Origin of the sequence: Paenibacillus sp. WLX1005 (assembly GCF_046603685.1) — a bacterium.
GTDB lineage: Bacteria > Bacillota > Bacilli > Paenibacillales > Paenibacillaceae > Saccharibacillus.
The window spans coordinates 1,857,590-1,880,574 of the sequence record NZ_CP176756.1 but is presented as its reverse complement, the minus strand read 5'-3'; the positions used below and the strand labels follow the sequence as shown (position 1 = coordinate 1,880,574).

General features: G+C 46.5%; 20 protein-coding genes and 1 riboswitch. Of the genes, 12 read left to right on the top strand and 8 right to left on the bottom strand.

Features of this window, described 5'->3' with window-relative positions:
- The gene (locus tag ACE3MZ_RS08110) at nucleotides 1-1,401 is read right to left on the bottom strand and encodes an HlyD family secretion protein (RefSeq protein WP_411345941.1); all 1,401 of its coding nucleotides are present in this window, start codon (nucleotides 1,399-1,401) and stop codon (nucleotides 1-3) included.
- Nucleotides 1,402-1,722: 321 nt separating this feature from the next.
- On the opposite strand from ACE3MZ_RS08110, the gene ACE3MZ_RS08105 reads away from it, so the two are divergent.
- Nucleotides 1,723-2,622: a LysR family transcriptional regulator gene (locus ACE3MZ_RS08105; protein ID WP_411345940.1), complete on the top strand. Its 900-nt coding sequence runs from the start codon at nucleotides 1,723-1,725 to the stop codon at nucleotides 2,620-2,622.
- A gap of 258 nt (nucleotides 2,623-2,880) precedes the next feature.
- Here ACE3MZ_RS08105 and ACE3MZ_RS08100 read toward each other — a convergent pair whose 3' ends face one another.
- Nucleotides 2,881-4,497 carry a DEAD/DEAH box helicase gene (locus ACE3MZ_RS08100; RefSeq protein ID WP_411345939.1) on the bottom strand — a complete coding sequence of 539 codons (1,617 nt, stop codon included), beginning with the start codon at nucleotides 4,495-4,497 and terminating at the stop codon, nucleotides 2,881-2,883.
- A 424-nt stretch (nucleotides 4,498-4,921) separates the two neighbouring features.
- Here ACE3MZ_RS08100 and ACE3MZ_RS08095 point away from each other — a divergent pair, with 424 nt between their 5' ends.
- The 4 genes from ACE3MZ_RS08095 to ACE3MZ_RS08080 all read left to right on the top strand — a co-directional run bounded on the left by ACE3MZ_RS08095 (nucleotide 4,922) and on the right by ACE3MZ_RS08080 (nucleotide 9,476).
- The gene (locus ACE3MZ_RS08095; protein ID WP_411345938.1) at nucleotides 4,922-5,743 is read left to right on the top strand and encodes a YitT family protein; all 822 of its coding nucleotides are present in this window, start codon (nucleotides 4,922-4,924) and stop codon (nucleotides 5,741-5,743) included.
- Nucleotides 5,744-5,957: 214 nt separating this feature from the next.
- Nucleotides 5,958-6,161, top strand: a complete 204-nt coding sequence (locus tag ACE3MZ_RS08090) for a hypothetical protein (RefSeq protein WP_411345937.1) — start codon at nucleotides 5,958-5,960, stop codon at nucleotides 6,159-6,161.
- A gap of 464 nt (nucleotides 6,162-6,625) precedes the next feature.
- Nucleotides 6,626-7,804, top strand: coding sequence for a putative glycoside hydrolase (locus ACE3MZ_RS08085; RefSeq protein ID WP_411345936.1), 1,179 nt, complete (start codon nucleotides 6,626-6,628; stop codon nucleotides 7,802-7,804).
- Nucleotides 7,805-8,096: 292 nt separating this feature from the next.
- Nucleotides 8,097-9,476, top strand: coding sequence for an MATE family efflux transporter (locus ACE3MZ_RS08080; protein ID WP_411345935.1), 1,380 nt, complete (start codon nucleotides 8,097-8,099; stop codon nucleotides 9,474-9,476).
- Between the two features lie 291 nt (nucleotides 9,477-9,767).
- On the opposite strand, the gene ACE3MZ_RS08075 is transcribed toward ACE3MZ_RS08080, so the two are convergent.
- The 5 genes from ACE3MZ_RS08075 to ACE3MZ_RS08055 all read right to left on the bottom strand — a co-directional run bounded on the left by ACE3MZ_RS08075 (nucleotide 9,768) and on the right by ACE3MZ_RS08055 (nucleotide 15,527).
- A complete protein-coding gene (locus ACE3MZ_RS08075) occupies nucleotides 9,768-10,637 on the bottom strand; it encodes a DUF72 domain-containing protein (RefSeq protein ID WP_411345934.1) in 870 nt (289 codons plus the stop codon).
- Between the two features lie 21 nt (nucleotides 10,638-10,658).
- A complete protein-coding gene (locus ACE3MZ_RS08070; protein ID WP_411345933.1) occupies nucleotides 10,659-11,258 on the bottom strand; it encodes a TetR/AcrR family transcriptional regulator in 600 nt (199 codons plus the stop codon).
- A gap of 311 nt (nucleotides 11,259-11,569) precedes the next feature.
- Entirely contained in the window at nucleotides 11,570-12,553 is a 984-nt protein-coding gene (gene pfkA, locus ACE3MZ_RS08065; RefSeq protein WP_411345932.1) for a 6-phosphofructokinase, read from the bottom strand.
- 23 nt (nucleotides 12,554-12,576) lie between these two features.
- Nucleotides 12,577-13,659, bottom strand: a complete 1,083-nt coding sequence (locus ACE3MZ_RS08060; protein ID WP_411345931.1) for a tetraprenyl-beta-curcumene synthase family protein — start codon at nucleotides 13,657-13,659, stop codon at nucleotides 12,577-12,579.
- A 449-nt stretch (nucleotides 13,660-14,108) separates the two neighbouring features.
- Nucleotides 14,109-15,527, bottom strand: a complete 1,419-nt coding sequence (locus ACE3MZ_RS08055; RefSeq protein WP_411345930.1) for a glycoside hydrolase family 4 — start codon at nucleotides 15,525-15,527, stop codon at nucleotides 14,109-14,111.
- A 170-nt stretch (nucleotides 15,528-15,697) separates the two neighbouring features.
- On the opposite strand from ACE3MZ_RS08055, the gene ACE3MZ_RS08050 reads away from it, so the two are divergent.
- Together ACE3MZ_RS08050 and ACE3MZ_RS08045 are read left to right on the top strand one after the other, a co-directional pair.
- Nucleotides 15,698-16,543 (top strand): AraC family transcriptional regulator, encoded by an 846-nt coding sequence (locus ACE3MZ_RS08050; RefSeq protein ID WP_411345929.1) that lies wholly within the window; start codon nucleotides 15,698-15,700, stop codon nucleotides 16,541-16,543.
- A gap of 148 nt (nucleotides 16,544-16,691) precedes the next feature.
- A complete protein-coding gene (locus ACE3MZ_RS08045) occupies nucleotides 16,692-18,008 on the top strand; it encodes a multi antimicrobial extrusion protein MatE (RefSeq protein WP_411345928.1) in 1,317 nt (438 codons plus the stop codon).
- 214 nt (nucleotides 18,009-18,222) lie between these two features.
- Here the strand turns inward: ACE3MZ_RS08045 and ACE3MZ_RS08040 are convergent, their stop codons facing one another.
- A complete protein-coding gene (locus ACE3MZ_RS08040; RefSeq protein WP_046215644.1) occupies nucleotides 18,223-18,420 on the bottom strand; it encodes a cold shock domain-containing protein in 198 nt (65 codons plus the stop codon).
- 152 nt (nucleotides 18,421-18,572) lie between these two features.
- Between ACE3MZ_RS08040 and ACE3MZ_RS08035 the strand changes: the two genes are divergently transcribed.
- The 5 genes from ACE3MZ_RS08035 to ACE3MZ_RS08015 all read left to right on the top strand — a co-directional run bounded on the left by ACE3MZ_RS08035 (nucleotide 18,573) and on the right by ACE3MZ_RS08015 (nucleotide 22,802).
- Entirely contained in the window at nucleotides 18,573-18,803 is a 231-nt protein-coding gene (locus ACE3MZ_RS08035; RefSeq protein ID WP_411345927.1) for a hypothetical protein, read from the top strand.
- Nucleotides 18,804-18,811: 8 nt separating this feature from the next.
- Nucleotides 18,812-19,000: a hypothetical protein gene (locus ACE3MZ_RS08030; RefSeq protein WP_411345926.1), complete on the top strand. Its 189-nt coding sequence runs from the start codon at nucleotides 18,812-18,814 to the stop codon at nucleotides 18,998-19,000.
- Nucleotides 19,001-19,050: 50 nt separating this feature from the next.
- On the top strand, nucleotides 19,051-20,841 hold the full coding sequence (gene pepF, locus ACE3MZ_RS08025) for an oligoendopeptidase F (protein ID WP_411345925.1): 1,791 nt from the start codon (nucleotides 19,051-19,053) through the stop codon (nucleotides 20,839-20,841).
- A gap of 364 nt (nucleotides 20,842-21,205) precedes the next feature.
- Entirely contained in the window at nucleotides 21,206-21,559 is a 354-nt protein-coding gene (locus ACE3MZ_RS08020) for a lipopolysaccharide assembly LapA domain-containing protein (protein ID WP_411345924.1), read from the top strand.
- Nucleotides 21,560-21,764: 205 nt separating this feature from the next.
- Entirely contained in the window at nucleotides 21,765-22,802 is a 1,038-nt protein-coding gene (locus ACE3MZ_RS08015) for a M42 family metallopeptidase (protein WP_411345923.1), read from the top strand.
- A gap of 57 nt (nucleotides 22,803-22,859) precedes the next feature.
- Nucleotides 22,860-22,963, top strand: a riboswitch (TPP riboswitch).
- Nucleotides 22,964-22,985: the final 22 nt, after the last annotated feature.

Genomic DNA, 22,985 nt, shown 5'->3' with positions numbered 1-22,985 from the left:
TTACTGCGCCCCTTTGCCACTGAATAGCACCGTACTTCCAGTTGGCACATTGTCTGACAATCCAGTCAACAGCACTTTGACACCAAAAGAACGAATATCGGTATTCCCTGAGCTTTGGCTTGGTTTTTGGATGGCAAAGTCAGCGGCTGCATCGATTACTTTTACTTTTCCTTGTACGGTTGTGCTATCTCCGAGCAATTGGAGCTGTACGAGATCTCCAACGTGCAGCCCGCTCATTGCCGTTTCGGTCATATAAAATTTCGCCCACCGCTGTGACGTCGTTTCCAGTGAATAAATAGTAGAACCGGCGCTCACCAGTTCGCCAGCGTTGACGGATTTGCTTTTGATCACGCCGTCTGCGGCTGCACGCAATTTGGTATATCCGGCATACGTTTGTGCTTCCTGCAAAGCAGCTTGTGCTTGTGCCACCTGTGATTGTGCAGCTTCCACCTTCGCTTGCGCCAAAGTGTACGATGCTTGAGCCTGCGCGACGGTTCCTTTTGCCTGATCACTGGCACCTTGCGCCTGACCGACAGCTGCCTGAGCGGCTTTGACGTCTTCTTGCTTCAGACCGACCTGTCCTTGACCAGCTTGTGCTTCTTTGATCGCTGCGAGCGCTTGATTATATTGTGCCTGCGCTGCATCAATTTCTTCCTGACGACTACCTTGTTCAGCAAGCTTTTGCTTTTCCAGATCGGCATCATATTGTGCCTGTGCTTGCTGTTGTTGAAGTTTTGCCTGATCCATAGCTGCATCTGTTGCGAGTCCCGCTTCCAATAACTGCTGGGTGCGGCTTAGACTTTTTTGTGCGGTGTCCAGTGCTTCCTTGGCAGCACTGGTACTTGCTTTGAGCTGAGCGATTTCTTCAGGACGCGCTCCGCTTTGGATCGCTTGTAAATTGGCTTTGGCTGCACTCGCTGCTGCCTGTGCTTGTTCCAGCTGACTGGAGGAAGATTCGGATGTGACTTGGACTGCCATATTTCCTTGCGCTACCTTCGTACGTGCTGCCGTTTCAGCAGCTTGCGCCTGTGTGACTCCTGCCTCTGCTTGTGTAATTCCTGCTTGCGCCTGCGATACACCGGCTTTTGCCTGCGATACATTTGCCTGTGCAGCTTTTAGTGCTGCTTGCGCCTGCGCTACTTTATCCTGCAATTCTGAGCTATCCAGTATAGCAAGCAATTGACCTTTTTTGACATGATCTCCTTCTTGTACGAGCAGTTCACTAACTCTTCCAGCAAGTTTGAAACTGGAGCTTACTGTATCGGACTCCACGTAGGCAGTCGGCGTAGAACTGGCGTTGTTTGCTTTCCCTTGACGACTGAATGAGAATCCAAGTACTGCGATGACAACAACGATCACTACTAGTACAATGACATACCCTATCCCTTTTTTTCTGGTCATAACTTCACTCCGCTTTCTCTATGTTCTATCCCCTGCATACTGATAGTTCTGTTACCCGGAGATGATAAAAGATTCTTATTTGAATATATCATAGACTATTAGTACAATATATTTATTAAAAATCATGTATAGTGAACTTTTGATCAACATACATATACTTGTTTTACAAATACTCTATATGCGCTGGCATAACTATATCTATACTCCTTGAATGTGAATGTATCTATAATTGTTCAACGTAAATGTATAGATGACGAGAGATCATGCAGGTCGCACCTATCAAATTTGTGGATACGAATATGTAAAGGAGCTGTAAACCGTATGAACATTGAGCAAATGCAGTATATTGCCGAAGTTGCCAGAACGGGATCACTGACTCGTGCTGCTGAGAACTGTCATATTACAGTGACCGGAGTTAGCCGAGCAATTACTCTATTTGAAAAAGAACTAGGTACACGTCTATTCATCCGTTCGCGTGCAGGTACAACGACTACACCAGAAGGCGAGAAAATCATCGCCAAAATCACAACAATTCTGAACCAAATCGAAGAGTTAAAGCGTGAAGCGAGCAGTTATCAGGAGTTAAATAATTCGCGATTGCGGATTGCTTCGATTCCCGGTCCGATCTCGCTATTAATTGAGAGTATGTCGGATATGAAGCGTGAATTTCCGGGTAGCCGTTTTGAAATTACTGAGAATAATACACAGGCTGTACTAGAAAGTGTACATCATGGAGCAAGCGATATTGGTCTGGTGCTGCTGCCTGAACAAACGGTGCCGCAGTATGATCATTTGCGCTTTGAACCGCTAGCGCAAGATCGGCTCATTCTAGTCTGTCATCAGGATTCGGCGCTTGCAGATCAGTCGATGGTCATTCTGAGCGAATTGGTCGATACTCCACTCGTACTGTACAACGATCCCAATATTCTCAATCTTGTCAGTGAGCTGGCACCAGCGAGTGATATTTTATTCAAAAGCAACAATGTCGATGCGCTGCTGCGTGCTGTTCGTGCCAATCTGGCAGTGACGATCGGCACGCTTCACTCTCTGCAAGCATACGGTACTTCCTTTAGGAAAGAGATGGTCTCGATTCCGCTGCAATTGCCTAATCGCGGCGAATCGTATCTCTGGTCGGTGCGCTCCGCTGATTATCCGATCTCCCGTTCATCCGACTTGTTCATTCGCAGGTTTAAACAAATCCTCAATACACGTCCTACTTAGCAGATATCCATACTATCAAGGAATCGATAACAAGTATGCAGTTTATGTCTCAATCTGGATGTATACTAATATGAGATTCGCTGCAATCACATCACATCACATCACATCACATCACATCACATCACATCACATCACATCAATATCTTACGCAAAATAGACAAAAAAAGGCTACCGGAAATCCGGTAGCCTCTGTTGTCCTGCCATCATGCTATTTTATTGAAGATCACGATCATTCATTCATGATCTTGTTCGTATTTATTACTCTGGAGAATCGGAACGGTTGCTGCTCGATGGACGACGGTTTTCGCCGCCACCATTGTTGCTGCGTGGTCTACGGTCACGGGAGTACTCGCCGCTACGTCCGCCTTCACGATTACCATCGCGGTTGCCACGGTATCCACCGCCGCCATTACCACCACTGCTGTAACCACCACGGTTGTTATCGCGGTTACCACGGTATCCGCCGCCACCGCTGCCATTGCCACTACGGTTGTAGTTGCCAGATGGTTTGCGTCCACCGGAACGAACGTCTGGTCTGCGACGTTTTGCACGGATCGGCTCTTCTGGAGTCAGATCGATCTGAGCATCCTTCTTCTCGCCTGTCAGCAATTTGATCGCAGCTGCCAGCAGGTTTACGGAATCATAGCTTTCCAGCAATTGGATTGCAATCCCTTTGTATTCGTTCAGTGGAGATGTATCGTCTTGAACGAGTTCCAGCAGGCGCTCAGCTGTGATACGTTGTTTACCTTCGATCGCTTCAGCCAGGGATGGCAGAGGCTTACGAGTGATTTTGTGGCGTGTTACACGCTCGATGAAGTGCAGGTGATCGATCTCACGCGGAGTCACGAACGAGTACGCTGCGCCTTCTTTACCCGCACGACCGGTACGACCGATACGGTGAACATAGCTCTCAGGATCTTGTGGAAGGTCAAAGTTTACAACGTGAGTTACGCCGGAAACGTCCAAACCACGAGCTGCTACGTCTGTTGCAACGAGTACATCGATGCTACCGTCACGGAATTTACGCATAACGTTATCACGTTGGTTCTGAGACAGGTCACCGTGCAGTCCGTCAGCGGAATAGCCACGTTTTTGCAATGCTTCTGCCAGCTCATCAACACGACGTTTAGTACGACCGAATACGATAGCCAGTTCTGGCGATTCCATATCGATCAAACGGGACAATGCATCAAACTTCTGACGCTCGTTCACTTCGATATAAGATTGATCGATCAGCGGAGCGCTGATTTGTTTTGGAATAACCGATACGTGTTGAGGTTCTTTGAGGAACTGGTTCGCCAGACGTTGAATGTTTGGCGGCATTGTTGCGGAGAACAGCATCGTTTGACGCTCATCCGGCACTTGTTTCAGGATGGATTGAATATCCTCCATGAAACCCATGTCCAGCATTTCGTCCGCTTCGTCCAGTACAACGTATTGTACATCTTCCAGTTTGATCGTTTTACGGTTGATATGGTCAAGCAAACGACCTGGTGTACCGATAATGATCTGTGGTTTCTTTTTCAGTGCACGAATCTGACGACCGATCTCTTGACCACCGTAGATTGGCAACGAGCGAATGCCTTTGAAACGTGCCAGTTTTTCGATTTCCTCAGCAACCTGAATGGCCAGCTCGCGAGTAGGAGCCATAACCAGTGCTCTGATTTTTTCGTCCGAACGTTCTACCTTGTTAATAATAGGGATACTGAATGCTGCTGTTTTACCCGTACCTGTTTGTGCCTGCCCGATGAGGTCACTTCCGCCCATTGCGACTGGAATGGATTGGGATTGAATTGGAGTTGCTTCCTCAAACCCCAGTTCCATAATCGCTTTCAGTACTTTTTCATCTAAACCAAAGTCTACAAATTTTGTCAAAATATTCAAACTCCTTCTATGATGGTGGACAATCCACTAACTTGTTTGTATTCTTAAGTAGCAATTGAGTAGCATATAGCTGCATATCAGGAGGTCTCACAGACCACCATATCCGTTAGCTGGTGTTGATTATTGAATAAGTCCGATCACTTTTAGAGCATCTGCTTCAATGCCTGGTACGACTAAAGTTGAATAAAAAGGGTTATTCAATACTCTCTATGATGAAATAAACCCGTCTTGCATTTATAAAAATCTGAATGTTATTCAGCAAAACATCCCTACTCAAGAATATCTAAATCATTATATCACAAAATACACAGGCATGACTAGCTGAAACATAATATAATTACGATTGCGAAAGAAACTTTCCATTATGGGTTTCATATACTTTCTATAACTTACTAACTACACTTGAGGTGACCACATGTTAAAAAAATTAATGCCGCTGCTTGGAGTGCTGATTGGCTCCATTTTTACGGCAGCTGCGTTCAATCTGTTCCTGATTCCCCATCAGCTACTGAGTGGAGGCGTATCGGGACTTGCTATGTTAACGGGCTATTTTACTCCCCTTAACATCAGTATGCTGTACTTTGTTTATAATATTCCGCTGCTGATTGCCGGCTGGTTCATGCTCGGCAAACGATATATTTTACTCAGTATCGTGTCTGTTGCAGCTACAACATGGTTAATGACTGTTATACCGACAACCATCATTGCAAAAGACCTCTTCATCTCCTCCGTATTTGGCGGCGTGCTGATCGGTATCGGCGTCGGTATTTCGTTTCGCGCAGGCGGTTCCACTGGCGGCTTCGATATTCTCGGTTCTATCATTACCCGGTATCGCGACTTTCCGGTCGGCAATGTTATTGTCGGTTTGAACGGTCTCGTTATTCTGGCAATGGGCTATCTGTCCAATGACTGGAATATCGCTCTTTCCTCGATGGTTTGTATTTATATCGGTGGTAAGGTAGTCGATCTAATTCACGTCAATCATGTCAAAGTCACCTTGTTTATCGTCTCTAATCGTACAGACGAATTGCTGGAACATCTGATGCCGCTACAGCGCGGGGTCACGTTGATCAAGGCGGAAGGTGCCTTTTCCAATGAATCCAAAGATATGCTGATGACCGTAACGACTCGCTACGAATTGACCGAGCTGCGCCGGATCATTAAGGAAACCGATCCCAACGCCTTCGTCAATATGGTGGAAACGATCGGTATTATGGGCTCATTCCGCAAAAGCTAATCTTTCGAAAAAAGATTTACAGCGTTTGCTGTGCAGCTATTCACTGAAAGTCGCATTTTGTCGTTATATATAGTAAAATTATTACACGCCGCCGCATCACGTAATAATTGAAGTTTGTGCACGTTCTCCAGTCCCTGAAGCACAACATGCTTTTCCTAAGCTCCCGTAAGAATGATTTCTTCTGTTAAGCGAAATGATTCCAGGATAGGAAAGGATGATTATTGTGGAAATGGAAAAGGTTAAATTGTCACAAATTGTCTTGAAATGTTTCCCGGATATGATGCCTTCCCTAAAGCAGCAGGAACTCAATTCACTTATTGTACTGCGTGACGGGTTGCGTATTTTGGAACCAAATGATGCACTGGAAATTATTCAGTACAGTATCTGCGAAAATCAAGATCATCAGTTACTGCAATAATGCACACGGCTATTCTGCTTCTGCATGTTAAGCTTCATGAAAATAGTGCAATCCAAAATGCCGCTTCTGTTCTTCTCTTTGTAGAGGAATACAGAAGTGGCATTTTGCATTTTGCTCTATTTTCATAAACCTGTATTTGCCATGTTTAGCGGATTATGAGACAGTTTAAATACATAGGATGGGCATGCTCATTATCTCTCTTCCGCTTATTGCAGCTTCATATAAGTAAGGCGCGGATATACTCCCCCTGTCTGACTGGACTGGGTTTATTGTATTGCCCTCTCACTGCTTGGATATAGGCTGTAAATACTTGTTGCTGCAAAATCCGCAACTTTTCCAGTGCGGATGTGTATAAAGCGATAGCAGGTAACAATACTGTATCCTCTGCTGCATGAACGTTGGGTTATAATCAGGGCAAATGCCACTTTTGTAAAAATCATACATAAGAGATGAGGGTTAATGACATGGATATTTTGTGGACGCTTATGCTGCTGGCGTCCACCGCTCTTGGCGGTGATCAGCAGGCTCAGGCACAGAACACACAAACCGCATCGCTCCAATCAATGCTGAACCGGGTAGCGATTCAAAGTCAGATGGATCAAACGGAGGTGGATGCTGACAATCCGCCAGCCAAAATCGATCCACAACCGGACGCGCCTGTAGTTAAGGGTATTTATGTTACCGCCTACAGTGCTGGTGGCTCCCGCATGGAGAAGCTGCTCAGCCTGCTGGATAAAACTGAGCTGAACTCGATGGTTATTGACCTGAAAGATGATGCCGGGTACATAACGTACAAAACTGAAAACAAAGAGCTGCAAAAGCTCGGCAGCCCACAGAACTTCATCGGCGATATCGATAAGCTGATGACTCGTCTGAAAAAGCATGATGTGTATCCAATTGCCCGGATCGTTGTGTTTAAGGATACCGTACTCGCCAAAAAGCATCCAGAACTGTCATTTGTGAAAAGCAATGGTCAGGTGTGGACAAACGGCAAAGGCGACAGCTTTGTGAACCCGTACAAAAAAGAAGTATGGGATTACAATATTGCACTTGCTAAAGAAGCCGCAGCAAAAGGATTTAAGGAAATCCAATTTGACTATGTGCGTTTCCCGGAAGGCTTTGAAAACCACGAGAAAGAACTGAAGTTCACGAAAGACAAGGAAGAATCCCGTGTCGATGTGATCGCTGAATTCGTTCAATATGCTCGTAAAGAACTGGCTCCACTCGGCGTTCGTGTATCAGTAGATATTTTTGGATATGCTGCTTCTGTACCGGCTGCTGAAGGAATTGGACAGGACTTTGCCAAAATCTCTGAAAATGTCGATGTAATCAGTCCTATGATCTATCCAAGTCACTATACGACTGGCTGGTTCGGTGTAACGAACCCGGATACGAATCCATATGCGACGATCAAAGGTTCACTCGTCGATACACACAAGAAGCTTGATCCGCTGGGTGAAGAAAAGCCAATCATCCGTCCGTGGATTCAAGATTTTACCGCTAGCTGGTTAGGTAGCGGTCACTATGTACAGTACGGTAAAAAGCAGGTCGATGATCAGATTCGTGCCATGAAGGATGAAGGCGTAGATGAGTATCTGCTCTGGAATGCGACCAACCGCTATACCGAGAACGCCAGCTTCTAAGCGACTGCTCGACTGCTCGACTGCTCGACTGCTCGACTGCTCGACTGCTCGACTGCTCGACTGCTCGACTGCTCGACTGCTCGTAGCAACGTGGTTTGTGAGTGAGCATTGAAACTACTTTGATAACTTTTTGCCCCCGGACGTTATTTGATCCGGGGGTTATTGTTATGCTCAGCACCAATATGACTATTCAATACATGCATCATCCTGTACAATATATTCTTAATGCACAATCTTGCATAAAATGTAAGCTTATACGCATATTCTGTACATAGATAAGGGCTGATTCCATATGATTCCAACATCTACACTCTCGCAAAAATACATACAATTTCTAAAAATTCTATTCCCCGTATTGATTACGCAAATCGCATTGTCGATGATCAGCTTTTTTGATACCAATATGTCTGGTCATGCCAGTGCAGAGGATCTTGCTGGCGTAGCGATTGGCTCCAGTCTATGGATTCCGCTGCAAGCGGGATTGAGCGGCATTCTCGTAGCGATTACGCCGACGATCTCGCATCTGATTGGCGGCGGTGAACGGCGGCAGGTTAATTACAATGTGATGCAAGCTCTATTGCTATCGCTGGTGCTTGCACTGCTAATATTGGGAGCCGGTGTTCTGCTTGTTCCCGATATATTGCAGGCGATGAATTTGGAAGCCAAAGTGCATGAAGTGGCGCTGCATTTTCTGGCGGCTCTGTCAGTCGGTATTGTGCCATTGTTCGCTTATACGGTGCTACGTGGATATATCGATGCGCTGGGACAGACACGCTTTTCGATGATGATCACGCTATGCTCCTTACCTATCAATGTAGGATTGAATTATTTGCTGATCTTTGGTAACTGGGGCTTTCCACGGTTGGGTGGTGTGGGGGCAGGTGTCGCTTCGGCAATTACGTACTGGTGTATCCTGATCATTGCGATCATTGTCGTGCGAACAGCAGAACCTTTTCGCGAGGCTCGTATATTCAGTCGCTGGTATGCTCCTTCCGCTGCCAAATGGGCGGAGCTACTGAAGCTGGGCGTACCGATGGGCTTTGCAATCTTTTTTGAAACGGCGATCTTCGCTGGGGTGACGCTATTGATGAGTCGATATGATACGATGACGATTGCGGCGCATCAGGCGGCACAGAACTTTGCGTCTACACTGTATATGATTCCACTCAGCATCTGCACAGCGCTGACGATTGTTGTAGGTTATGAGGTTGGTGCGGGGCGGCAAAAGGATGCGCGGCAATACAGTATGCTTGGGATTGGTACAGCGATTGGGCTGTCGGTATGTACGGCGATCATTCTGTTATTATTCCGCTATGATGTATCGGCGCTGTATTCGTCTGACCCAGTATTGATTGAATTGATTGCGCATTTTATGATCTATGCGAGCTTTTATCAGTTATCGGATGCCATTGCTGCGCCGGTACAAGGATCGCTGCGTGGATACAAGGATGTGAATCCTGCCTTTTTCCTGACGTTTCTGTCGTACTGGGTCATTGGGTTGCCGGTTGGTTATGTGTTAGCGTCGTATACTTCGCTTGGTGCTTACGGGTACTGGGTGGGGTTAAGTACAGGGCTGGCATGCGGTGCGGTTACGCTGTTATGGCGATTGCTGTGGGTGCAACGAAAATTCAAGCTTATGCATATTGCCGAGAATGGGAATGCAGTGGAATGAATCTATTTTTTCTATGCATTACATTCACAGCGAGTTAAGTAACAGTACAACAGTATCGATGTTTTAAAATAATTCAAAGTAAGATGCAGAAATGTGATGTATATGTACGTTCTATGTGTACGATTTCCGTTTCATCATCAAACAAAAAGTCAGCCCTTTTACAAAACGGGGCTGACTTTTTGTTACTTGTTGCATTGTACGGTTGCTTGTTACACTTGGTTCGCTTCCTTACAGTGTATGCTGGAGCGCCCAACATTGTGCAGAGTATCAAACCTGACTTTCTAAAAAGTTCTACAGATCGAACAGATCGACCTGCTGCACTTCAGGTTCTTGTTCCTTTGGAATCTCAGGTACCGTCTGTCCCAGCAGCTCCATCAGTTGACGCGCATTGTCTGCGGCATCACCGGCGGAATTGTTGTTGAAGATGACACACACTTCACCAGACTGCTGTTCCAGTCTCTTCAACCGTTCTGCCCACTCCATCAGTTCCTGCTCATTGTAACGATACAAGTAACGGATTTCGCGCCAATTCGGTTGACCAGAAGCGTTCCAACCGGATTCGTTACGACCGTGCATACGCACAACCGTCAAATCCGAATGCGTCGCTTGCTCGACAATCGGCACGGAACCGATGCCTGCCTGCGGCTCGTCACATACGCTGTGAATCCAGTTTGCTTCCTTCATAAAATGCAAGGTTTTCTCCCGCATCTGCGGCGTAAACCAGCTCTGATGGCGGAATTCCAGTGCACACGGCACATCCCCCATCCAGCGACGAACGTTGCGCAAAGCATTCACATTTTCGCGAGTACAATCAAACCAGGGCGGAAATTGGAACAGCGCCGCCAGCAGCTTACCTGCTTCCTCCATCGTGCTAATGGATAGCCGAAAGGCACGATACATCTCCTCTTCGGAATCATACGGAATCTTGCCGCGTGTATGTCCGGTCATCCCCTGATACGCTTTGACCAGAAAGCGAAAAGAATCCGGCGTTTCCTGCGTCCATTTCTCCATATTATGTTTGGATTGAATCGCATAAAAGGAACTGTCCACTTCCACTACAGGAAACAGACTGCTGTATACAGGCAGTTTATGTTTCACTGCCTCTTTGGTGAGATAAAGGGAATCATGATCCCCCCATCCCGTCAAACCGACGCTAATCATTGTTGCAGTTCCTCCCGGTTGTTATACTTTGCTCTGCTTGCGTGCCAGACCGGAGACATACAACTGCACAATGTTAATCGCCAGCTGTTCTGCGCTGATCGTACCTGGCAATAGCTGTGTAAATACGATTCGCTCAATTGTACCTACTAGACATTCCGCGACTAGACTCATCGGAATCTCGCTCGCAAAGTTAGCATTCCGCTGCTCCGCGCGCAGCATCTTCTCAATGCCCTGCACCAATTCCATCTTGATGTCATCAGCATCCGGTGACAGGTAAAATCCGATCCGGGTCAAATCGGGATGACTGTAGAAATATTCAAACATCGACTGAATCGTATGACAAAGCTGATCCAGTGCGCTATGCCGTGCCGAAGGTTGCTCCGGCAATTGGCTGTTGTTGATCACTTCCTGAAGATTGGAACGGAACATCTCCACCAATTCTTCAAAGACGGCATCTTTACTTTCGAAATACAAATAAAATGCCGGTTGTGATAGTTTGGCCTCCGATACGATTGAACTGACTTTAGTTGCGTGAAAGCCATGGACTGCAAATTGCTTAGCAGCAGCATGTAATAAACGTAATCGGCTCTCCTTTCCTTTTGCACCTTTTTCTCTCGCCAATGTGTGGTAGCCCCCTTTACGGTTTCTCATCACCCTAGGTAATTGAATTAATTGTATTGCACCCTTCTACACTATAGTACAATACTTTGCAGTTATGTTCTAACTTTTGACCAAAAAAATTACCGATTTATTCCAACTTCCTATAAAAACGATACTTAAAACGTTGTTTTATGTAATAAAAATCATGGTCAATTGAAATGAAAAGCACGTACTACCGGTTTACTGTTCTCCGGTATGCACGTGCTTTTTGGGTATTTGCACCTTTTCAAATGCGCTAATCTGTCAGGAAAAACAACATTTGAATACTAACATTATTGTGACAGACGCAATGCCAGTTCATACGTAGCATGGTCAAAGTCTTTTTTCGTATTTACAACTTTATCGATATCTGTCAGTGTCAATTCACCTTTGATCAGACCGCAGGCTTTGTCGGATTCGCCTTGAATGAGCATCCGAACGGCAAAGTCACCCAGACGGCTTGCCAGGTTGCGATCACGCGGAGTTGGTGTACCACCGCGCTGAATGTGACCGAGTACGGTTACGCGTGGCTCCAGACTAGGATATTGCAGATGCAGCTGCTCGGCTACATCTTCACCGCGTCCTGCACCTTCGGCTACGATAATGATACTGTGACGTTTACCGCAAGCGAAGTTATTATGCATACGATCAGCGATTTCCTTCAGATCAAAAGGAACTTCTGGAACGAGAATCGACTCTGCACCAGATGCTAGACCCGCATGCAGGGCAATATCACCGCAATGACGACCCATAACTTCAACGATGGATACGCGTTCATGGGAAGACATCGTGTCACGCAATTTGTTGATCGCATCCACAACAACACCTACAGAGGTATCGAATCCGATCGTATAATCAGTATAGGAAATGTCGTTATCGATCGTGCCCGGCAGACCCATCGTGTTAATGCCGAGCTTACTCAGCTTGTTGGCACCTTGGTACGAACCGTCACCGCCAATAACGACTAGACCGTCAATTCCATGCTTACGCAGGATATCTGCACCTTTTTGCTGACCTTCCAGTGTCATGAACTCTTTACATCGTGCCGACTGCAATACGGTTCCTCCGCGCTGAATAATATCGCCGACGCTGCGAAGATCCATCGGGAAAATATCCTCATTAAGTAGACCCTGGTAACCGCGCTGAATTCCGCACACTTCCAGACCGTAATACAGACCGCTACGCACAACGGAACGTACCGCTGCGTTCATGCCCTGAGAGTCGCCTCCACTGGTCAAAACGGCAATTTTCTTAACTGCTGATTCTGTTGCTGACATTGTGATGTCCCCCTTGTTTATATTCAATACATATACTTGCGAATCCAGCGGCTGTTGACCATGAAAAAGACTCTCGTTAACGGTCCTTTGCGCATCAGCCGTCTGGAGACGGTTCGTACTTCCTGCTGCTCACTTACTTTGGGATCGGATAAATATAGGGCAACCAGCCCTTCAATAATCATGCGATGAAAGGAAGTGCCGCCGATATGCTCCACATCCCTGCGCGCCCAGTCTACAATATGCTCAATCCGCTTATACATCGTTTCCGGCGAATCATAGTAATTGCAGAAGTTCAGATCACCGCCGCGACGGTCTTCCTCCTGATCAATCACATAATCCAGCATAATGTGCAGACAGCCTACATGAGGGAAATACGCATCATATACCTTTTTGGCACCTGCATCATCCATTTGGAATCCGCTCGCAGCCAGAAATAACATAAACATGCCAAGTGTCGAGCCTGTTGCCGCAGCAAATTCATTCCACTGCAAATGTGGCGTACGATACTTATTCTCTTCCCACCAATTCAGAAGCGCACGTTCTCGCAATTCCGGCGCAATATGTTTGTGAACCTGAAGGTCACAATATAGTGACACCAGATCACGTACATACGGAAAAACGGCATCATAATCGGGCAGTTGCCGTACATTGTGCTGACAAGTTTTCACAAGCGCTTCCAGATAACCGCCATCTTCCTGCTCCGCACGTAACGCATAATAATTGACCGGCTGTGCATCCGGTGTTATAGCATCCAGCATTGATTGGTGCAGCAGACGAAAATCCGCTGCATCCATCGAGGTGCTGCGGTCGCACAGATTATCAAGATAATCGCTGATCGTCTGAAGAGCGACGATGAGCGGCAGCAAAATATGGCGCTGCGAAAGGTTAGCCACCGCATAGATGGCGCCCCCCTCACAATGAAACTGCTTGGTGGCGATACTTGCAAGCGCCTGTTTCCTGAGCTCGTCATCCGGCATCTGTTCCGCTCGTCTGCGCCACTCATCCAACTCCCGGCGTACCTCCGGCAATCCATATTTGTACACTCGCTTCATTAACGAGATGGCATTGCGGGGAAACGGGTAACGACTTTGCATCATATCATTCAATGGGCTGCCTCCACGTGGTTGTCTGTTGAACCTATCCTCATTATCATACATCATATTTTGCACCCTCACAACGTGGCAGTGCGATCAATCACAGCGCGCCACAACTGCATTTTCCAGTATTTTATAGACCTTTTACGCTTCATGTTGGTTCCTGTCTTCAAACCCACATTATTCAGAAAAAAGCTAACATAAACATGATAAACCACTTGTCTTTTCAACGCAAAAAAGGAGCAACCTGAAATGTTTCACAACTACAAATTTTATAGAAGGTTTGTCCTATTTGTGTTCATTCCCATCAAAACCGATATCTCACGAAAAAAGACAGGGCTGGCAGCTCCCTGTCTCTGAAATGAATCTATTGTTAATTACGTCCGATCAATCAACTGGAAAAGCAACATGATCTCGATGGAAAAACAGATTATCGTCTATACAACGTGTATCACACGATCCTACTGCTGTACATATTGCCTTGGATACCATTGCGCTGGAATCATCTCCTGTTCCCGTTCTAGCAATTCGGCAATGATACCGTCAGCATCCCCTATCGATTGCACAAGCGGATCGGTCAGCATTGCCTGTCGCAAGATGTTGATATCCTGTTCAATGACTGCCTGAGCTGTCAGTTCATGTGTATCCAGCACGATCTCCTGCATTCCTCGGATTCCTCTTGGCATCTCTCCCACATGCAGCGGTGTAACGCCGTTTGGACCGACCTCACATAACAACTCCAAAAACGCATCCTCATTCATATTTGTCACTGCACCGTTATTCAACGTATTTATGAAGAAGCGTTTGCCTAGATTGCCCACCATATTCTCAATAATATCAGTCGCATGATCGGGACCGAGCATATCTATAAATTGCTGGATCGGAAGTCGTCCAGTAATACAATCGTCCACCTGCTGCCACATCTCCTCATGACGCTTGTACCGATCTTCCGTTTCCCAGATCGATAACGGTGGAATGGATTCCTCTGCTTGTCCATGCCCTTGCCAGTAGCGCACATATTCTTTTGTATGTGAGGTACAGGTTGGAATCACTCCAAATGCTTGATACAGCTCATATGTGATTGTATCGTTATGCAGTGCCTTGGCTCCCGTATCACCGCCGTCATTCTCTGTACCTGCACTTCGTCGCAGCGATTCCGCAATATGCGGCATCATATCCTTGCCGTCATATTCCGCACGCAACAACCATGTAAAATGGTTCACTCCTGCCACCCGAAAATCAAATCGCTGATCCACATCCGGCGTGAACTGTTCTGCATGGTTGATAATGCCTGCGCGGATCGCATAATGAATCTTCTTGTATGGCATATGATGACTGTCGCATAAGGCAAACGATTTCAGATCCGGCGCATATCGATGCAGCGCTATACCATGCACGGTGGATGGATTGATATAGTTGATGACCCACGCATTCGGACAGAGTTCACGGATATCCTTCACACAATCCATAATGACTGGCAATTCTCGCATCGCCCGAAAAATCCCACCCGGACCAATCGTATCGCCAGAGCACATACGAATCCCGTATTTCAGTGATACTTCACAGTCGATGCCCCGATATTTGACAGAATCCATCGCAAAGCTTAATACGACAAAATCAGCATCCTTGAGTACATCCCGGCGATCGGTAGAGCCTTCCACTGTTAGCGAAACACCGCGATGAGCTGCTACCATCTTGCCGAGTGTAACCATTTTCTCCAAACGATCAGCATCTACATCGACAAAGGAAAGTGTACCTTGATTCAGAATCTCTGAATGGGTCATTTGCCAGATTGCCTGTCGTCCGAAAAAGAGACTGCCTGCTCCGATTACTACGACTTTGGGCCGCTGAATATCGTGCTGCGTATCGTTATATGTCATTGCCAATGAACCTCCCTGAAGTTGATATGCTCATTATGGCAAACCGATTGCGCGGCGAGAATGTGTCACAGTCAGGAAAGCATGTCAAATCGTACGATCAAGCAGGAAATGAGAACCCTTTTCCATAATACAGTTGTAAGCAGCATGTTCAATAGTCAGGAGGCAAGCATATGCAACCATCTGTATCGCCTACCGCCATCTTTGAGGAATTATCCGAATTTGTGGCAGTTCATATGAAGTCATGTCGGGAAATGGTGCATCCTGCACCGTGGTTTGAGCATAAAACGCATCATGATTATGATCTATGGATGATTCGCAAAGGGAGTCTACAATTACAGATTGGTGATCAGCAGTATGCAGTATCCGCAGGTGATGTACTCTTTTTCTATCCAGATCTGCCTTATATGGCGAGCGCGCAGGATGAGGATTGTCAGTTTATTTTTATTCATTTTGACTTTGGGATGGGGGAGCAGCAGCGTATTCTGGATGATCTACCGCTATCGGGTATCATTCCACAACCTTTGCTGAAACGGGAATGGGAGCTATTTTGCGATGGATTCGATCAGCGGGAGAGTGGTGCAGCGGGAAGTCGGTTGTACTTGAAAGCTTGCCTGACAGCGTTGATTGCACGGATTATCGAGTTGTATGGTACGGCGGAGTATGAACAACATGTTACTCCTTTTATGAATGGTGCATTGGTGAAACGGCAATGGACAGCACTGGAGCCAGTGCTACGTTATATTCAGGAACATCTGCATCGCCCGCTCAAAATTCGTGAACTGGCACAACAAACCGGGCTATCGGAAAAGTATTTTATCGCGGTCTTCAAAAAAACGTTAGGGATTACGCCGGGGCAGTATATATTCCAGATCAAAATGAATCGAGCGCGCGAGTATTTGTACACTCGTCATTACAATGTGCAGCAGATTGCCGGATTGCTCGGTTATTGCGATGCATTTGCCTTTTCCAAAGCGTTCAAGCAGTATTATGGCGTAGCGCCATCGCAATTTGTGTAACGTAATGGATAGACTATGTAATGTTCAATATCATACAGATCGGGCAGATCGTTATGGTATACTGTTTGGCATACGATTGCATGCTATGCGGTGAAGAGATCATATAAAACCGGAATAGCTGTGCAGCATGTTAAAGGAGATTGGGTGTATGTCGTCGGATCAGGTTCCACTCTCGTGGAGACGGTTATTGGCTTTTTTTATTCCTATGGGGCTATCTGCCTCGCTTGTTACGATTTCGCATGTCATTATTAATCGGACGCTCGCTTTTGCAACCGATGCTGAAGTGGTGATTGCCAGTTATGCGCTGGCGATGAGTCTGGTGACTATTACGGAGCGTCCCTCCACACTGCTGCGGCAAACGTGTTCGGCGCTAGTGAGGGATCGCAAGTCTTTTGCAGCGCTGAATAGTGTGACATGGATTTTCCTCGCGTTTGTGCTGGCAATTGGTGTATTGATTGTGTATACGCCGATTGGGAAGTTAATTTTCAGCCATCTCTTCGGTGTAGAGGATGAGCTGGTGCCACGCGTAGTTGGCGTGTATGGCGTATTGATGTATGTCAGTATTTTCTCAGTGATCCGCAATATTTATCAGGGAATCATCATTACGAATAATCGAACCAAATGGCTGACGATTGGTATGGGCTTCCGGCTGGCGGGCATGTACGCGTTATCGCTCTTCTTCATTTCTACAGATCGGGTGAATAGCGGAACCGTCGGAGCGATCATCTTTCTCGTTGGCATGATGATTGAAGCGATTGTTAGCTACAGCGAAGGTCGTAATATTGCCAAGCGTATGCCGGAGCAATTGGAGCAGCATCCTGTGCGGACACGCGGACATGTATTTACCTTTTACAAACCGCTGCTATTCTCCTCCTTTGTCGCTATGCTGATTGGACCAGCGATCAATATCACTCTTGGCAAAACGGAAGGCATTGCACTGGCGATCTCGTCGTTTGCTATTGCCAGTAGTTTGCTGCAACTGATGTTGAGCTTTTTTACATATATTCATCAGATTGTGCTGAACTTCCATCCAATTGATGCTAGAAAAGTACGGCAATTCGGTATGATTACCGGCTTCATTCCTGCCCTGTTACTCGGTATCATCGCCTACACTCCTCTTAGCTACTGGGTGCTTGGGCATATTATGAATGTTAGCGGCGAGCTGATGACGGAAAGTTTGTACACCCTGCGCGCCTTTGTATTGTATGCGCTGGTGATGCCTTGGCTGGATTATGCCAATGGATTGATTCTGCTGCGCGGTCAGACCAAAGCGATGTTCCGCTCCCAGATGGCGAATGCGTCCTGCACGTTCATCATGCTCATTACCCTGCTGTTTATGTTCCCATCATGGAACGGTATGGTTGGCGCACTGGCACAGTCGATTGGACTAGCGGCAGAATTATGTATTGTAACTCTCGTGATCCGGCATACGGGCAGACGCTCCGGCTTGCAGGTGAATAATTAAAGGAACTGCATGTGCAACTAGATGAGCTTCCTACTGAACCGAATGAACCACATATGCAAGGTCATGAGTCCCTCACATGCCTTGCATACAACATTTTCCCATCAAAAAAGCACAAGCCCCTTGAGAACAAGGAAGCTTGTGCTGTAAATGACCTATGTGCGTAACGTACAAGGTGTTCAATGTATAAGCGATCCGTAATATACGGATACAGGTCTTATAATTTTACTACGTTAGCTGCTTGTGGACCACGGTTGCCTTCAGTGATGTCGAACTCTACTGCTTGGCCTTCGTCCAAAGATTTGAAACCGTCGCCTTGAATAGCGGAAAAGTGTACGAATACATCTTCGCTACCTTCAACTTCGATAAAACCGAAACCTTTTTCTGCGTTGAACCATTTAACTGTACCTTTCACGTAAAAAACCTCCTAAAATAGCGCCATCTATGACGCATGTTTGTATTATAGCGCAATCGATTTCAAAATGCAACGAAGTTCTAGCGTTTTCATTTGCAATTCCTGAGGTCAAAAGGTATGATTTTAGCAAACGGAACAGGGAGATTCAGAATATGATCAAAAAACATCAGATTTACAAAACAGACAAATGGAACATGCTAACGGTTGAAGTAAATGGCCGTGAGCTGATTTTGCGTGAAATTTCTACCGAATGGGGCGAAGAAACACATAAATTCATCAGCCGTCCCGAAATGATGCAATGGGCAAGTGATCGTTTTAAAAAGGAAGATTTTGAGACCGAAGCGGAATGGGAAGACATTATGAACGCCTTCCGGGAGGTTTAAATCGCTCCATGAATTATACCGCTATTGTGATTTTCATCATTCTTGCCTTTGTGCAGGGCTTTATCCTGATTGCTTACAAGAACAGCATTCCACCGCAATTCAAGCGGTGGCTGGCTATTTTTGCGATTGTGATGCTGCTGCTTGCCTTTTTCCTCATGATCTACGGATTCCTGATGGCAGCCAATCCAAACGCATAACGTATTCATTCATCACCGTTTGACTCACATCACCCGAGGAGGAAATGAACATGCAAAACATACTCAAGCGCTCCGAAGTATCACCTGAAAACTGCTGGAACCTGAACGATCTATTTGCCGACCAGCAGGCATGGGATCGCACCCATGACGAAGTCAAAGCCAAACTGCCTCAGGGTGAGCAATTAAAAGGCAAGTTGAATACTGCTTCTGCGGTCAAAGAAGCATTTGAGCTAGAAGACGAGATCGGTCTACACATTGAGCGTCTCTACGTGTATGCACATATGCATCAGGATGAGGACACTGCGAATCCTACATATCAGGCATTGACCCAAAAAGCGAGAAAATTGAGCGTGGACGCCAGTCAGGCGCTTTCTTTTATTACACCGGAAATTCTAAGCCTGTCTGATGACAAGCTGGATGAATTGCTGGAATCGGCAGAGCTGCAAGCGTACCGATTCAGCCTGCAAGAAATGAAGCGTGAAAAGGCGCATATTCTGACGGAAGCGGAAGAAGCACTGCTCGCTCAAGTCGGTAATCTGTCGCAAGCACCGCAAACGATCTTTGGCATGCTGAACAATGCGGATATGAAATTTCCGAATATCATTGATGAGCATGGCAATGAAGTTGAGCTGACGCACGGTCGTTATATTCAATTTCTGGAAAGCCCACATCGTGAAGTGCGCGAACGTGCGTTCAAAGCCGTCTATGGTACGTATGCACGTCAGAAAAACACGATTGCAGCAACACTGACTGCGAATGTAAACAAGAACATTTTCTATTCTCGTGTACGCAAATATCCATCGGTTCTGGAAATGTCCCTCTATGGCGACAATATTCCAACAGACGTGTATACCAATCTGATCGATACGATTCACGAAAGTCTGCCAGTGATGCACCGCTATATGGCGCTGCGCAAAAAGCTGCTTGGTGTGGATGAACTGCATATGTACGATCTGTTCGCACCGCTGGTAGAAGAATTCAAAATGGATATCACCTACGAAGAAGCAAAACAGACGGTTGCAGACGGTCTCCAACCGCTCGGCGAAGATTATCTGAACTCGCTGAACAAAGGTTATAACGAGAGCTGGATCGATGTGTACGAAAATGAAGGCAAACGCACTGGTGCGTACAGCTGGGGCGCTTATGGTACGCATCCATACGTACTGCTCAACCATAAAGATAATCTGAACAGCATGTTCACGCTAGCACACGAAATGGGTCATGCCCTGCACTCGTATTATTCCGACAATGCGCTCTCTTACCGTGATGCGCAGTACACTATTTTCCTAGCGGAAGTTGCTTCTACTACCAATGAAGCACTGCTGATGGATTATCTGCTCAAAAAGTCGACTGATCCAAAGGAAAAGATGTACCTGCTCACCTATTATGCTGATCAATTCCGTACAACGGTATTCCGTCAAACGATGTTTGCCGAATTCGAGATGATCGTACACGGACGTAGTGAAGCAGGCGAATCGCTGACTCCGCAAGATCTGTCGCAGATTTATTACGATCTGAACGCCAAATATCACGGCGACGGCATGACCGTCGATCAGGAGATCGAGATGGAATGGGCACGTATTCCCCATTTTTACAACAGCTTCTATGTGTACAAATATGCAACTGGCTTCTCGGCAGCAACCAGCTTCTCGAAACAAATTCTCGAAGAAGGTCAACCCGCAGTCGACCGTTATCTCGGTTTCCTGAAAAGCGGTGGTAGTGACTACTCTATCAACATTCTGGCAAAAGCCGGAGTGGATATGTCTACACCACAGCCGATCCGTGAAGCGATGAGCGTATTCGAAAGTCTGGTTAGTGAAATGGAGCAACTGTCCAACTAATACGCTGTGTATAGTGGATAGAGTGCAAGCATACAATACAGATGATATGCCTTTGCTAATGGATGTTATATCGATTGTTGCTGATAGTAATATCGATCCTATTCGGAACGTTTGTATTCACACCGGCAATTCCTTATCCAGATTGCTAGATTGCCGGGCAGCTCTAGTCTCTTCTCCCCTGTCAGTCCTCATCAAGCTGCCGCACGCCTGCCCCGAACTGCTTGTTCGCCGCGCAGGCGTGCTTGTTGTGTGTACATTGAAGCTAACAAGCGATATATGGATGTTTATGTTGTCTCTAATTACTTTATATAGTAGTAGACAATCTATGCCATGTAAGATGAAGATTTGAAAGGGGTTATGTACAATGAAATTTCAATGGACACTGATTCTGGGATTGATTTTTGCCGTTGTTATTGCAATCTTCGCAGTCATTAATGTGAATCCGGTGCAGGTCAATCTGATGTTTAATGTCGTGCAATTGCCGCTGATTCTGCTCATTCTCGGCTGTACGCTCGCAGGCGGTTTAATCGTCGGATTTTACGGTATTTATCGTCAGTATCGGTTACAACGTAAAGTGAAACAACTGGAAACGCAAATCGCTCAATTGGGTGAAACACCTGTTGCCGATAGCGGTCCAGTCGGCGATGTCGAGTTTGACAATATGTATGATCGCAAAGAAGATCCGGCAGTCTCGTCCTTTTCGGATCGCAAATTGTAAATGATTCGCATCATCCAGCGTAGCTGAATAACCTGTTAGACGCATCCACCTGTTGCCTGCCGGACTCTCCGGCGTTGCACAGGTGGATTTTTACTGGCTAAGCTTAGGCAAAACTGGTATGTTGGTTATATTGTGCCTTTGGAGGCTCACTGGAATTTTGACTATGTCGTACAGCCTGTGTTGACTGTGCAAAAGGAGATTGAACATGTCCATTACGATGAACCGCGAGTACACCCTTTCCCTGCTTCAGCAGCTGCTGGAAACGCCTAGCCCGACCGGCTACACGCATCACCTGCTAGCAACACTGCACGAGGAAGCACTCAGACTGGGAGTACAGGCGGACTATAACCATAAAGGCGGATTGATTCTGACGCTTGCTGGTCAAGATGATTCACGCACGATTGCATTAAGCGGTCATGTCGATACGCTAGGTGCGATGGTTCGTGCTGTCAAACCGGATGGCAAAATCCGCATGACCATGGTCGGCGGTTTTACGATGAATAGCATTGAAAATGAATACTGTATCATCCATACTCGCAGTGGCAAAACGTACACCGGCACAATCCTCTCTACCGAGCCGTCGGTGCATGTATATGATCACGCGGAAACGTTGAAGCGAACGGAAAATCATATGGAAGTGCGAATCGACGAGGTTGTTGCGTCGAAAGAAGATGTCGACGCACTTGGCATTGCGGTGGGCGATTATATCTCCTTCGACGCGCGTCCGGTAATGACAGATAGCGGATATATCAAATCCCGTCATCTGGATGATAAAGCGAGTGTTGCCGCCATGTTCGGGCTATTGGAATCGGCGCATACTCACCAATGGAAGCCGCGTCATACCGTGAAGTTACTCATTTCCAATTACGAGGAAGTTGGTCATGGCACCGCCTATATTCCGGGCGATATCGACGAGATGATCGCAGTTGATATGGGCTGTATCGGTGATGATCTGTCATGTAAAGAAACGGATGTATCAATCTGTGTCAAAGACAGCTCCGGTCCTTACGATTATGAGATGACTGGCAAGCTTGCTGAGTTGGCACGGCGTGAACAGATTCCGTTTGCGCTCGATGTGTATCCACATTACGGTTCTGATGCTTCTGCCGCACTGCGTGGTGGCAACAATATCCGGGCGGCATTGATCGGTCCGGGCGTACATGCTTCGCACTCTATGGAACGTACACATAGCGATGCCGTTATTAACACTGCACGTCTGCTAGCAGCTTATATTACCGAATAATCACTATCATGGCAAAGGTTGACAGAACGTTTGTCGACCAAGTATAGTGTACAGCGAGACATCCACTAGGGGCGCCCGTATGGGCTGAGATAAAGCGTAGCTTTGGTCCCTTTGAACCTGATCTGGGTTATGCCAGCGTAGGAAAGTGGTGCAATGATGACCGGCTTATTTTGTTTGCCTGTG

Bases quoted from the DNA above. Each gene is read 5' to 3' on its own strand.
- ACE3MZ_RS08110 (WP_411345941.1), bottom strand. From the start codon at position 1,401: ATGACCAGAAAAAAAGGGATAGGGTATGTCATTGTACTAGTAGTGATC.
- ACE3MZ_RS08105 (WP_411345940.1), top strand. From the start codon at position 1,723: ATGAACATTGAGCAAATGCAGTATATTGCCGAAGTTGCCAGAACGGGA.
- ACE3MZ_RS08095 (WP_411345938.1), top strand. From the start codon at position 4,922: ATGTTAAAAAAATTAATGCCGCTGCTTGGAGTGCTGATTGGCTCCATT.
- ACE3MZ_RS08090 (WP_411345937.1), top strand. From the start codon at position 5,958: ATGATTATTGTGGAAATGGAAAAGGTTAAATTGTCACAAATTGTCTTG.
- ACE3MZ_RS08085 (WP_411345936.1), top strand. From the start codon at position 6,626: ATGGATATTTTGTGGACGCTTATGCTGCTGGCGTCCACCGCTCTTGGC.
- ACE3MZ_RS08080 (WP_411345935.1), top strand. From the start codon at position 8,097: ATGATTCCAACATCTACACTCTCGCAAAAATACATACAATTTCTAAAA.
- ACE3MZ_RS08075 (WP_411345934.1), bottom strand. From the start codon at position 10,637: ATGATTAGCGTCGGTTTGACGGGATGGGGGGATCATGATTCCCTTTAT.
- pfkA (WP_411345932.1), bottom strand. From the start codon at position 12,553: ATGTCAGCAACAGAATCAGCAGTTAAGAAAATTGCCGTTTTGACCAGT.
- ACE3MZ_RS08055 (WP_411345930.1), bottom strand. From the start codon at position 15,527: ATGACATATAACGATACGCAGCACGATATTCAGCGGCCCAAAGTCGTA.
- ACE3MZ_RS08050 (WP_411345929.1), top strand. From the start codon at position 15,698: ATGCAACCATCTGTATCGCCTACCGCCATCTTTGAGGAATTATCCGAA.
- ACE3MZ_RS08045 (WP_411345928.1), top strand. From the start codon at position 16,692: ATGTCGTCGGATCAGGTTCCACTCTCGTGGAGACGGTTATTGGCTTTT.
- ACE3MZ_RS08035 (WP_411345927.1), top strand. From the start codon at position 18,573: ATGATCAAAAAACATCAGATTTACAAAACAGACAAATGGAACATGCTA.
- ACE3MZ_RS08030 (WP_411345926.1), top strand. From the start codon at position 18,812: ATGAATTATACCGCTATTGTGATTTTCATCATTCTTGCCTTTGTGCAG.
- pepF (WP_411345925.1), top strand. From the start codon at position 19,051: ATGCAAAACATACTCAAGCGCTCCGAAGTATCACCTGAAAACTGCTGG.
- ACE3MZ_RS08020 (WP_411345924.1), top strand. From the start codon at position 21,206: ATGAAATTTCAATGGACACTGATTCTGGGATTGATTTTTGCCGTTGTT.
- ACE3MZ_RS08015 (WP_411345923.1), top strand. From the start codon at position 21,765: ATGTCCATTACGATGAACCGCGAGTACACCCTTTCCCTGCTTCAGCAG.